The sequence below is a fragment of the Pseudoxanthobacter sp. genome (assembly GCF_036822375.1).
GTDB lineage: Bacteria > Pseudomonadota > Alphaproteobacteria > Rhizobiales > Segnochrobactraceae > Pseudoxanthobacter.
Map to the genome: position 1 here is coordinate 7,239 of NZ_DAISHT010000008.1, position 11,593 is coordinate 18,831.

The window sequence follows — 11,593 nt, forward strand, 5'->3', positions numbered from 1 at the left end:
CGGGCCGGGGCCGGTCCGCGCCCGTCGCCATGAATACCGTCGCCATGAATACCGTTGCCATAAACACTGCCGGCCTGAGCGCGGCGGGCGCGGGGAGGGCCGGCAATCCGGGCGGTGCGGTCGTCGGCAATCGCCGGCCAGCGAACGCCCGCTTCTGCCGGATGATCCGTCGGAGCCGGCTGTCCGCTGTCCGATTGCCGATTGCCAAGGCTGTAAGGCCGGCGTCACCGGTCTGTGTCAGGATCGGCTGCACCGAAGCGACAAGCACGGAACACCCCCGATGGGCGATAACAAGACGACCGGCTCCGAACCCCTGAGCGACGAGGCGCTGGAGGACGTGTCCGGCGGCAACTGGTTCACCGATATTTTCACCGCGACACCGAAGCCCAATCCGCGCGAGGGCGAGATCATCGGCGAAACAAAGACGATTCTCGGCCAGAACCGGAAGTTCCAGATTCAGAACTGATTGCCATCCCGGCCGCGCGCCGCCGGGCAGACGCGGTGCGGGCACCGCGTGCTGATCCGGCCGCCTGCGCAGGCTGGCGGCCGGGCGCGGCAAGGCGGGCCGGCGGGCAGGTCAGGTCAGCGGGCAAGAACTGGGGGCAAGAACTGGGGACAAGAACTCGGGGCAAGGTCTGGCCCGCCCGGCGCGCGACGGCCAATGCGGGCGGTTCGGAAGGCTGCAAGCGGGTCAGAAGGCGCGCCTTCCGCCGCTTGCGGCTGGTGTGACGCGCAAGAGCCCTGAGCCGTAAGTCGTCCGCCGATCCGGGCCGGCTTCTGCAGGCGGCTGTCTGTGGCGACAGTCTGGGCCCGTCCGGTGCCGGGCCGGGCGATCGTCCGCGGCCGGTCGTTCGGGAGGCCGGCGAAAGGCGGGATGGTCTTGGGTGGCGGGAAACACGGTTGTCGCCGGCCGGTCACCGCTGCCGCGCTTTCACCGGTCGAACAGAGACTGGCGCATGCACGCGGCTGTCCGCACAGTCCCCTTGTCTCCGCACAGCCCCTTGCCGAAGCCATCTCTGGCAGCGAAGGCCGCCGGGAGCCCGGCCAAACCGGTTACCCGGTCCGACGATAAATTCGCCGCCCGGCCGGATGATATTCCACAGCAGGAAAACTAAATCATGTGCGCTTCATCGGCCATACCGGCCGGAGCTGCATCACGTCTCACCGTTCATCGAACGATCCGGTGAGACCTCCGCGCTGAGTGCTTATCTTATTGGAAGCAATCAGCATTTAATGCGGATGGTGCCCAGAAGAGGACTCGAACCTCCACGCCTCGCGGCACAGGTACCTGAAACCTGCGCGTCTACCAATTCCGCCACCTGGGCTTTCGTCGGCGCCGTTTGTTGCGCTGACGGGGGGTGATGTACGGTGCGGGCCGGTTCTTGTCAATCGCCATGCCGCACAAACATCGTCGAAGCGTCACAGGCTGGGGATAACCTGTTAATTTGGGCGGACGGGGCGGGTGTGGCCGTGCCGGCGGGCGGGAAGGGGCGATCGGGCGGGTGGTGCGGCGCCCGCGCGCCTTCACAGGCGGGCTGCCCTTGGCTAGAGCATTGAAACGTTGTCTTCGCGGTGCCGGCGCTTTTTGCCGGCCCGGCCGGTTTTCTTCCGACTGCAATCCGCGCTAGAGAAGAACCCAGAAGGCAGGATCGGTTTCCCGGCCGCGCGCCCGGCTTGATCGGGCGCGGCCGCTTGCAGGAAGGAACACGGCGCGATGGCTGATGCGCTGAAGGACGAGATCGTCACGGTGTTCGGCGGGTCGGGCTTTCTCGGCCGCCATGTGGTGCAGGCGCTGGCAAAGCGCGGCTACCGCATCCGCCCGGCGGTGCGCCGGCCGGATCTTGCGGTCCACCTGCTGCCGCTCGGTCTGCCGGGGCAGATTCTGCCGGTGCAGTCCAACCTGCGCTTTCCCGCTTCCGTCGCCCGCGCGGTGGACGGCGCCTCGGTGGTGATCAACCTCGTGGGTCTGCTGGCGCCGGGCGGCAAGCAGAGCTTCGAGGCGGTGCAGGCTGCCGGCGCCCATGTCGTGGCGGAGGCTTCTTCCAAGGCCGGCGTCGGCCGCTTCATTCATGTCTCGGCCATCGGCGCCAGCGACAAGTCCGATTCGGGCTATGCGCGCACCAAGGCCAAGGGCGAGGCGGCGGTGAAGGCGTTCTATCCCGAGGCGGTGATCTTCCGCCCCTCGGTGATGTTCGGGCCGGAGGACAAGTTCTTCAACATGTTCGCCACGCTGGCGCGGTTCCTGCCGTTCCTGCCGGCGATCGGCGCCGATACCAAGCTGCAGCCGGTGTTCGTGGCCGACGTTGCAGAGGCCATTGCCCGCGCCGTCGACGGGCTGGTGGCGCCGGGCGTCTATGAGTTGGGCGGTCCGGAGATCAAGACCGTGCGCGAGTGCCTCGATATCGTGAATGTCGAGACCGGCCGCAGCCGCCCGGTCGTGACCATCACGCCCTCCACCGCCACCCTCATGGCAAAGCTGACCGGCTGGCTGCCGGGTGCGCCCATCACCGAAGATCAGGTGAAGCTGCTGCAGGTCGACAACATCGTGTCGCGCGAGGCCATCGAGGCCGGGCGCACGCTGGAGGGGCTCGGCATCCGCGCCACCAATCTTGAGGCGATCCTGCCGACCTATCTCGACCGTTTCCGGGCCACCGGCCAGTTCGCCGACCGGCGCCTCGCCTGAGGCTCCGGGCCGGCCACTCATGTCAGGTTGCTGCGGCGCGCCTTTCCGGCAGGGGAGGGCGCGCCGTGTCGTTTCCGGCCGGCCGCCGGCACCTGCGGTGGCATTTACGGAAAAAACACCTTGGATCTGCCGAACTCGTCGCGACACTCTGATGTCGCCGGTCCCGAATCATGGGGGCATGATGCGCCGGGTCCGGCAGCGAGAACCGGGGGGGCCAGGTTGCCCGCCCAGACATGTTCTGGAGGAAGAATGATGGGCCTCATTTCCCCAACGCCGCGGCGCGGCCTTGCGACGGCGCTGCTGCTGCTGTCGGCAGCGGCGTTCAGCCCCGCGCTGGCGCAGGAGGCGGCACCGGCCGCCGCGCCCGCGCCGCAGGCTGAAACCAAGCCCGCCGATGCCAAACCCGCCGATGCCAAACCGGCCGATGCCAAGCCGGACGCGCCTCAGTGGAAGGAACAGGCCGCGCTCGACCTGCTGAAGGCGGCCACCGACAAGATCGCGGCCGCGAAGACGCTGTCGGTGACGATCGAGTCCGAGCGGCCGGTTGCCACCACCCTCGGCCAGTTCGTGACCAAACTCGAAGAGACCGACATCACGCTGTCGCGGCCGGAGCGCTTCCGCGCCAAGGTCCGCAGCGGCGAGAACAAGGTCGAATATCTCTATGACGGCGATTCGCTGGTGCTGTTCGACAAGAACACCAACCTCTACGCCCGGCTGAAGGTGGGCGGCGACGTGGCGGCGATGCTGCAGAAGGCGGCCGAGACCAGCGCCATCCAGTTCGCCGCCGCGGAATTCCTGCTGCCCGATCCCTATGCGGTGCTGACCGAGGGGCTGGCCAATGCCTATGTCGTCGGTCCCTCGCTGGTGGACGGCGACATGACGGTGCAGGCCGTCTACGCGGCGCCGGGGCTGGAATGGCAGCTCTGGGTCGATCCCGATACCGATCTGCCGGTGCGCTATCAGGTGACGCACCTCGACGAGCCGGGCCTGCCGACCTACGTCGCCCGCTTCAGCGACTGGGATCTGAAGGAAAAGGCGGGGCCGGGCGAGTTCACCTTCAAGGTGCCGAAGGGCGCGGTCGAAATCGGCCTGCTGCCCGCGGCCAAGGCTGAGTGAGGGCCGCGGCCATGACCAACTGCACCACGCGACAGCCTGCAAGGAGGTTTTCCATGCGCCGTCTCACCCTGTCCCGTTCTCTGGTCAGCCGGGCGGTGCTCGGCATTTCGCTTGCGGCGGCGGCTGCGGTGGCGGCCACGCCGGCTTCGGCCTGGGTTGCCTATCGCGGCGGCTTCGGCGGCGGCTGGCACGGCCCGGCCGGCGGCGGCGCTGCCTGGCACGGCCCGACGGTTGCCGCCGGCGGCTGGGGCTATCATCCCCCGGCGCCGGCGTGGGGCTATCACCCGCCGGCATGGAACCCGGGTGCGGCGGCGGCCGTGGGCGCGGGCGTCGGCCTTGCCACGGGCGTGGCCATCGGCGCGGCGGCGGCTGCGCCGCGGCCCTATCCGGTGCCGGTGGCCCCGATGCCGGTCGTCGGCGCCACCTACGGCGTGCTGCCGGGCGGCTGCTCCTGGGCCTCGGCCTATGGCTATTATTCGTGCGGCAACGTCTGGTACCGGCCGTATTACGGGCCGAGCGGCCTCGTCTACACGGTGGTGCCGGCTCCGTGAGCCGTCGCCCCCGCGCCTGACGGGGAACGGGTGGAACAGGGAAACGGCCGGGGCTTGCCCCGGCCGTTTTCGTTTCAGCGCTTCTTCAGGGCCTCGGCCAGCTTGGCAGCCAGCGCGCCCTGCGGGCCGGCGGGGGGGGCGGTGCGGGGGCCGCCCTTCTGACCGGCCTGACCCGCCTGACCGGGCTTGTCGGACCGGCCGGACCGGCCGTCGCGCCGGCTGTCGGCTCCGTGCGGGCGCTCGCCGGCGGCCGCGCCGTCGTCCCTGCGCATGGTCAGGCCGATGCGCTTGCGCTTCACGTCCACCTCGACGACGCGCACTTTCACCACGTCGCCGGCCTTCACCACCTCGTGCGGGTCCTTCACGAACCGGTCGGCGAGCTGCGAAACGTGGACAAGACCGTCCTGATGCACGCCGATATCGACGAAGGCGCCGAAATTGGCGACGTTGGTCACCGTGCCTTCCAGCACCATGCCGGGTTTCAGGTCCTTGATGTCGTCCACGCCTTCGGCGAAGGCGGCGGTGCGGAATTCCGGGCGCGGATCGCGGCCGGGCTTTTCAAGCTCGGCCAGAATGTCGCGCACCGTCGGCAGGCCGAAACGGTCGTCGACGAACGTGGCGGGGTTCAGGGCGCGCAGCGCCGCGCTGTCGCCCATGAGCGTGCGCACATCGCGCCCGCAGGCGGCCACGATGCGCTTGGCGAGCCCGTAGGCTTCCGGATGCACCGAGGAGGCATCCAGCGGCTCGGCGCCGTCGCGGATGCGCAGGAAGCCGGCGGACAGCTCGAAGGTGCGCGCGCCGAGGCGGGCGACATCGAGCAGCTGCCGGCGGGTGGCGAACGGGCCGGTGGCATTGCGGTGGGCGACGATCGCCTCGGCCAGCGAGGTGCCGAGGCCGGAGACGCGCGCCAGCAGCGGTGCGGAGGCGGTGTTGAGATCGACGCCGACGGCGTTCACCGCATCTTCCACCACCGCATCGAGGGCGCGGGCGAGGCGGCTCTGGTCGACATCGTGCTGATATTGCCCGACGCCGATCGATTTCGGCTCGATCTTGACGAGTTCGGCCAGCGGGTCCTGCAGCCGGCGGGCGATGGAGACCGCCCCGCGCAGCGACACGTCGAGATCGGGAAATTCCGCCGCCGCCACCGCCGAAGCCGAATAGACCGAGGCGCCGGCCTCGCTCACCACCACTTTGGTGGGCTTTTTCACCGCCGCCGGCAGCCGGGCCAGCAGCTCGGCCACCATGCGGTCGGTTTCGCGGCTTGCCGTGCCGTTGCCGATGGCGATCAGCTCCACCTTGTGGCGCACGATCAGGCGGCCAAGCTCGGCGATGGCGCCGGTGAGGTCGTTTCGCGGCTGGAACGGATAGACGGTCGCCGTCTCCACCACCTTGCCGGTGGCATCCGTCACCGCCACCTTGACGCCGGTGCGGATGCCGGGATCGAGACCCATGGTGGTGCGGGTGCCGGCGGGCGCGGCGAGCAGCAGATCCTTCAGGTTGCGGGCGAAGACGTGGATCGCCTCTTCCTCGGCGCGCTCGCGCAGCGTGGTCATCAGGTCGAGCGAGAGGTGCAGCGACAGCTTCACCCGCCAGGCCCAGCGCCCGGCCTCCAGCAGCCAGCTATCGGCCGGCGACAGTGCCTGCCCCGGCCGCGCCGCAATGCCGAGCGCTTCGGCGACCATGCGTTCGGCCGGCTTCACCGGCGCCGGGTCGTCGGCATCGACCTCGATCTCAAGGCTGAGGATGTCCTCGTTGCGGCCGCGCAGCATGGCGAGCGCGCGGTGGCCGGCGGTGGTGGCCCAGCGCTCGGCATGGTCGAAATAATCGGCGAACTTGGCGCCGGCCTCTTCCTTGCCCTCTGCCACGCGGGAGCGGATCAGCGCGCGCTCGTGCAGGTAGGTGCGCAGCCGGCCGATGAGGGTGGCGTTTTCTGCAAGGCCCTCGGCAACGATGTCGCGTGCGCCTTCCAGCGCCACCCGCACGCTCGGCACCGCCTCGGTCACGAACCCGGCGGCGAAGGCGGCCGGATCGAGCGTGCGGTCGGCAAGCAGCGCCTCGGCCAGCGGCCCGAGGCCCTTCTCGCGGGCGATTTCGGCGCGCGTGCGGCGCTTGGGACGGAACGGCAGGTAGAGGTCTTCCAGCTCCGCCTTGGTCTCCACGGTGCGGATGCGGCCCTCAAGCTCGTCCGTCAGCTTGCCCTGCGCGCGGATCGATTCGAGCACGGTTGCCCGGCGGCTCTCCAGTTCGCGCAGGTAGACGAGGCGTTCCTCAAGCTGGCGCAGCTGGGTGTCGTCGAGGCCGCCGGTCACTTCCTTGCGGTAGCGGGCGATGAAGGGAACCGTCGCGCCTTCGTCGATCAGCCCGATGGCGGCTGTGACCTGCGCGGGGCGGGCGGCGATCTCGGCGGCAATGGTGCGGGCGATGCGATCGGTCTCGACTACGGCCATCTCTGTCCCATCGGGCGGCTTGCCCATCTGACGGTTTGCGGAGCGCGCGACCATAGGCGCGCCCGCCGCCGATGCCAACCGGGTGCCGCCGGGGGCTGTCAGTGCCAGTCGCGGGTGTAGTGGAAGGTCGGCATGTTCCAGCGGAATTTCAGCGCGGCAAGGCGCAGCGCCAGCCCGCAGACAAGGGCTGCGACCATCACTGCCGTTGCATCGAGGCCCAGCGCCAGCCCGCCCACATAGAGCCCGCCGGTGACCACCGAGACCGAGGCATAGAGCTCGCTGCGGAACAGCAGCGGCACGTCGGCGCACAGGATGTCGCGCAGCACGCCGCCGATGCAGCCGGTGATCATGCCCGAGACGATGACGATGAGCGGCGGCAGCCCCAGCCCCAGCGCCACCTTGCAGCCGATCACGGTGAACACCACGAGGCCGACAGCATCGAGAAACAGAAACACCCGCCGCAGGTGGTGGATGAAACCGGCCAGAAACACCGTCAGCAGCGCCGCCCCGCTGGTGATGAGCAGGTAGGAGGGGTGGGCCACCCACGACAGCGGATAGTGGCCGAGCAGGATATCGCGCGTCGAGCCGCCGCCCAGCGCCGTCACGCAGCCCAGCATGGCCACGCCCACCCAGTCCATGTCGCGCCGGCCGGCGGCCAGCGCCGCGGTCATCGCCTCTGCGACGATGGCGATGATGTAGAGCACCTGCAGTTCCATGACGGCCGTTTCCTCCCTGCCTGTCCGCGGTCTGCGGATTGTGTCTCCGGGCCGTGTTTCCGCGCCGCGACATTCCGGCCACGGGGTGCGGCCAAATTGCGCGTCTGCAAACAGTCCCCGTTTCATGCCGGCAAAGGAATTGATAGCCTCCGGGGTGTACCATGCAAGAACGGCGGCAGGCTGGAACAAGCCTGTTGCAGCATGGTTTTCCGGACCGGCGGTTTCTGGCGGAAACAGCCGGCGAGCGTGCCTTCAGAGCGCGTGCCTTGTCAGCGGAGGTCTTCCCATGCCGCACATCCGCGATTCGCGTATCCTCATCGTGGCGACCGAGAAGTCCGGCCGCTGGGAGGTCTCGGTGTCGCGCGAGGAGCTGCGCCGCACCGGGGCACGGGTGGATGTCGCCACTCTCGACGGCCGCGGCATCGAGGACGGCCCCGATCCCGCCCGGCGCGAGCGCATCGGCGCCGACCTGAAGCTCGCCGATGCCCGGCCGGACGATTACGAGGCTCTGGTGCTGTCCGGCTTCCACCTGTCGCCGGAGGTCGCAAGCCCGCGCTGGCCCGGCCGCGGACTGGTGCTGCGTTTTCTGGAAACCGGCCGCCCGGTCGGTGCCATGTGCCACGGCCCGTGGCTGCCGCTGACGGCCGAGATTTTTCTCAAGGGCGGTCCGGGGCCGGCCGAAACGGCCATGGGCGAGATCATGACCAGCCGTGCCCCCGCCGATGTGGACGATTTCATCGCCCGCATCGTGGAGGAAGTGGAACTGCGCGACCGGCATCACCGCCGCTGACCGGCGCCCGCTTTGCCGCCGGCCGGCTTCAGCGCAGCAGCGCCGGATAGAGATTGGAAATAGCCGTCGTCATCATCTCGCCGCCGATGGCCGCGAGCACGATGCCCATCAGCCGCTTGGTGACGCTGAGAACGGTCGGCGACAGCCAGCGCGCCAGCACCGGCGCCGCCAGCAGGAAGGCGGAGAAGAACACCAGATAGCTGCCGAGGCCCAGCGCATAGGCCAGCAGGGTGCCGTCCTTCATCGACGACTGCATGAACACGATCAGCGCGGTGATGGTGCCCGGCCCCAGCATCATCGGCACGGCGAGAGGATAGAACGCCACGCTGGTGTCGCTGCGGTAGTTCGCCTGCTCCTGCTCGTTGCCGGCGTGAGAGGCGTGTTCGTCGCCCTTCAGCATGGAAAGCGCGATCAGCAGCACGATGAGTCCGCCGGCAAGGCGGAAGTTGTCGATGCCAATGCCGAACACCGACAGGATCTGCGAGCCGGCCAGAGCGCACACCACCGAGCCGACAGAAACGGTGATAATGGCGAGAACCGCGGTCCGGCGGCGGTCCGCGGCGGTCTGCTCGTCGGTCAGCGCCAGAAATACCGACAGGCAGACGAACGGATTCATGATGGCGAACAGTGCGGCGAACAGCTTGATCGTAACCGTCAGGTCCATGATTTCTCCCGTGAACGCGTTTTGCAGCGCCGGCCGGCGGCAACCTTGCCCCGCCAGCCGCCGTGCGCCGGTGGTGCGGGGGCGGTCGCCGGCCTTCAGCCTGCCCAGCGACGGCTGAAGGCGAGGCGCAGCCCGAAGCCGATCAGCACCGTGCCTGTGACGAGATCGAGCCCGCGGCCGACGGCCGGCCGCATCAGCCAGCGCGACAGCGGGCGCGTGGCGCCGGTCAGTGCCGCGAACCACAACAGCCCCATGGCGCCGTGGATGGCCGCCAGCAGCACCCCGAACGCCACCACGCTGACGCCCGCCGGCATGAACTGCGGCAGGAAGCCGACATAGAACAGGCCGACCTTGGGGTTGAGCAGATTGGTCATGAGGCCGCGCAGGAACCAGCGCGCGGCGGCCTGCTGCCCGGCGGGGGCCGCTGCCGGCGCGACGGAGGCGGCGGCGCGGCCGGAGAGGGCGCCGCGCACCATGCCGGCCCCCAGCCACACCAGATAGACGGCGCCGGCGATCTGCAGGATGCGGAAGCCGGCTTCGGAAACTGTCAGCAGCGCGCCCAGCCCGGCGGCGGCGATGAGGCCCCAGAGCAGCACGCCGAGCGTGATGCCGCAGCCGGCGGCCATGGCCGGGCGCGGACCTTCCACCGCTGCGGTGCGCAGCACCAGCGCGGTGTCGAGCCCGGGGGTGAGCGTGAGAAGGCCAGCAGCCAGCGAGAAAGCCGCCAGCGCTTCCGCAATCGTCATGACGGCACTCCCTGTGCGCACCGGTTGCCCGTGCCAGTATCGGCTGCCAGCATCGGATGCCTGTATCGGGCGATTCGGCCGCGGTGGCGATGGCATCGCGCGCCGCTCCGTCCACAGCCGGCTGTGGATGGTGCCGGCCCGCGGCCGCGCCGGCAACAAAGGCGTTGCAATCGCCGGCGGGCTGGTGCATATCCCACCCCGTCGCCGGCACGGTTCCGGCGCCGATTAAACCGGATGCGGGCGTAGCTCAGGGGTAGAGCACAACCTTGCCAAGGTTGGGGTCGTGGGTTCGAATCCCATCGCCCGCTCCAGTTTATCCTCCTTTTCCCGTCAAAAAGATGTGTCTCCGGTATCCGGCTTTGCGCGCGGCGTTCGCCGTACTGTTGTCGCTGCCGGCAACCGGCTGCGCCGGCGACAGTTCGTCGCCATGCCCCTGCGCGCCGCCCCTGCGGCGCCCGCGGCTTGATTTCACTCAATGCCGGGCCATCTGGCGGAAGCGCAAATCTGGCGTCAGAGTTGAGAACGGGGCAGCCGGGCACGGGCCGCGGGCCGGCTGCCGGGCAGCCGGCGGCGGGTGTGCCCCGCGATGCTGCATCCCGTGGCGCAGCGCAGGCGGAGAAAGACAGCAGCATGGCGAACACCGACACCGGCAACGCGGATTTCGGCACTTCGGACTTCGGCACCTCGGGCACCGGCCATCCGGGCGCGGGCGCCGCGGTTGCGGGCGGGGGGGAGGCCGGCACCGCGCCGCTTACCGCCGCCATGGAGGCCGGTCTTGCGGCCGAGCGGCAGGAAGCGGCTCAGGAGGCGGAACTGTCGGCGGTGCAGCAGATCGCGGGCGACGGCAGCACCGAGGCAGAGGCCGGCATCGCCGCCATCATTGCCGGCGCAGCCCCGGACGATGCCCAGCGGCTGCGCAAGTCGCTCGGTATGCCGAAGGCGGACCGCCCGCGCGCCAACAGCGAGGAGCTGGCCGATGACTGGCGCTCCGGCGGCTATCCCTTCAAGTACAAGATGCTGCGGCGCGACTATGAGCACGAGAAGTTCGTGCTGCAGACGGAACTGCTGAAGCTGCAGTCGTGGGTCAAGGAGGCGCGCCAGCGCGTCATCATCCTGTTCGAAGGCCGCGATGCCGCCGGCAAGGGCGGCGCCATCAAGCGCTTCATGGAGCACCTTAACCCGCGCGGCGCGCGGGTGGTGGCGCTGGAGAAGCCGAGCGATGTCGAGCGCGGGCAGTGGTATTTCCAGCGCTATGTCGAGCACCTGCCGACCACCGGCGAGATCGTGCTGTTCGACCGCAGCTGGTATAACCGCGCCGGCGTGGAACGCGTCATGGGCTTCTGCTCGGAGGACGAGTACCGCGAGTTCCTGCGTCAGGCGCCGGAATTCGAGCGCAATCTGGTGCGCAGCGGTATCCACCTCATCAAGTTCTGGTTCTCGGTCAGTCAGGAAGAGCAGCGCCGCCGCTTCAAGGAGCGCAAGGTGCATCCGCTGAAGCAGTGGAAGCTGTCGCCGGTCGATCTCGCCTCGCTCGACAAGTGGGAAGACTACACCCGCGCCAAGGAGGCGATGTTCTTCCACACCGACACGGCCGATTCGCCCTGGATCGTCATCAAATCGGACGATAAGAAGCGTGCCCGCATCAACGCCATGCGCTATGTGCTGCATGCGCTGCCCTATACCGGCAAGGATGTGAAGCGCATCGGGCCGGTGGAGACGCTGCTTGTGGGCCGTGCCAACGCCATTCACGAGCGCGGCGAGTATCTGTTCGGCGAAAAGTGATACCGGCCGGCGGGTAACACCGCCGGAACCGCTTGCCAGAATGCACCTGCAAGATGCAGTTTCGACATAGGGTCGCCGCCATGCAGCGCACTTTTGTG

10 protein-coding genes and 2 tRNA genes are annotated in these 11,593 nt (G+C 69.1%); 7 read left to right on the forward strand and 5 right to left on the reverse strand.

All coding sequences use genetic code 11. The features are described from left to right. The coding region (locus V7067_RS01950; RefSeq protein WP_334174187.1) for a hypothetical protein at nt 1-466 on the forward strand (466 nt) is incomplete at its 5' end. A 774-nt stretch (nt 467-1,240) separates the two neighbouring features. Here V7067_RS01950 and V7067_RS01955 read toward each other — a convergent pair. Further along, nucleotides 1,241-1,325 (reverse strand) — tRNA-Leu (locus V7067_RS01955). A 389-nt stretch (nt 1,326-1,714) separates the two neighbouring features. Here V7067_RS01955 and V7067_RS01960 point away from each other — a divergent pair. From V7067_RS01960 to V7067_RS01970, 3 genes are all read left to right on the forward strand, one after another. Further along, nucleotides 1,715-2,683 (forward strand): complex I NDUFA9 subunit family protein, encoded by a 969-nt coding sequence (locus V7067_RS01960; RefSeq protein ID WP_334174188.1) that lies wholly within the window; start codon nt 1,715-1,717, stop codon nt 2,681-2,683. Between the two features lie 249 nt (nt 2,684-2,932). Continuing rightward, a complete protein-coding gene (locus V7067_RS01965) occupies nt 2,933-3,799 on the forward strand; it encodes a DUF2092 domain-containing protein (protein WP_334174189.1) in 867 nt (288 codons plus the stop codon). A gap of 53 nt (nt 3,800-3,852) precedes the next feature. Next, a complete protein-coding gene (locus tag V7067_RS01970) occupies nt 3,853-4,350 on the forward strand; it encodes a hypothetical protein (protein ID WP_334174190.1) in 498 nt (165 codons plus the stop codon). A 74-nt stretch (nt 4,351-4,424) separates the two neighbouring features. Here the strand turns inward: V7067_RS01970 and V7067_RS01975 are convergent, their stop codons facing one another. Beyond that, entirely contained in the window at nt 4,425-6,797 is a 2,373-nt protein-coding gene (locus V7067_RS01975; RefSeq protein WP_334174191.1) for a Tex family protein, read from the reverse strand. Between the two features lie 98 nt (nt 6,798-6,895). Beyond that, a complete protein-coding gene (locus tag V7067_RS01980) occupies nt 6,896-7,513 on the reverse strand; it encodes a trimeric intracellular cation channel family protein (RefSeq protein ID WP_334174192.1) in 618 nt (205 codons plus the stop codon). A 286-nt stretch (nt 7,514-7,799) separates the two neighbouring features. Here V7067_RS01980 and V7067_RS01985 point away from each other — a divergent pair, with 286 nt between their 5' ends. Then, entirely contained in the window at nt 7,800-8,303 is a 504-nt protein-coding gene (locus V7067_RS01985) for a DJ-1/PfpI family protein (RefSeq protein WP_334174193.1), read from the forward strand. Nucleotides 8,304-8,331: 28 nt separating this feature from the next. Here V7067_RS01985 and V7067_RS01990 read toward each other — a convergent pair whose 3' ends face one another. Both V7067_RS01990 and V7067_RS01995 read right to left on the reverse strand, forming a co-directional pair. Beyond that, on the reverse strand, nt 8,332-8,967 hold the full coding sequence (locus tag V7067_RS01990; protein WP_334174194.1) for a MarC family protein: 636 nt from the start codon (nt 8,965-8,967) through the stop codon (nt 8,332-8,334). A 95-nt stretch (nt 8,968-9,062) separates the two neighbouring features. Beyond that, nucleotides 9,063-9,713, reverse strand: coding sequence for a LysE family translocator (locus V7067_RS01995; protein ID WP_334174195.1), 651 nt, complete (start codon nt 9,711-9,713; stop codon nt 9,063-9,065). Nucleotides 9,714-9,949: 236 nt separating this feature from the next. Between V7067_RS01995 and V7067_RS02000 the strand changes: the two genes are divergently transcribed. Further along, nucleotides 9,950-10,024, forward strand: a tRNA-Gly gene (locus tag V7067_RS02000). A 451-nt stretch (nt 10,025-10,475) separates the two neighbouring features. Further along, nucleotides 10,476-11,495, forward strand: coding sequence for a polyphosphate kinase 2 (ppk2, locus tag V7067_RS02005; protein WP_334174219.1), 1,020 nt, complete (start codon nt 10,476-10,478; stop codon nt 11,493-11,495). The last annotated feature ends 98 nt before the right edge of the window (nt 11,496-11,593 follow it).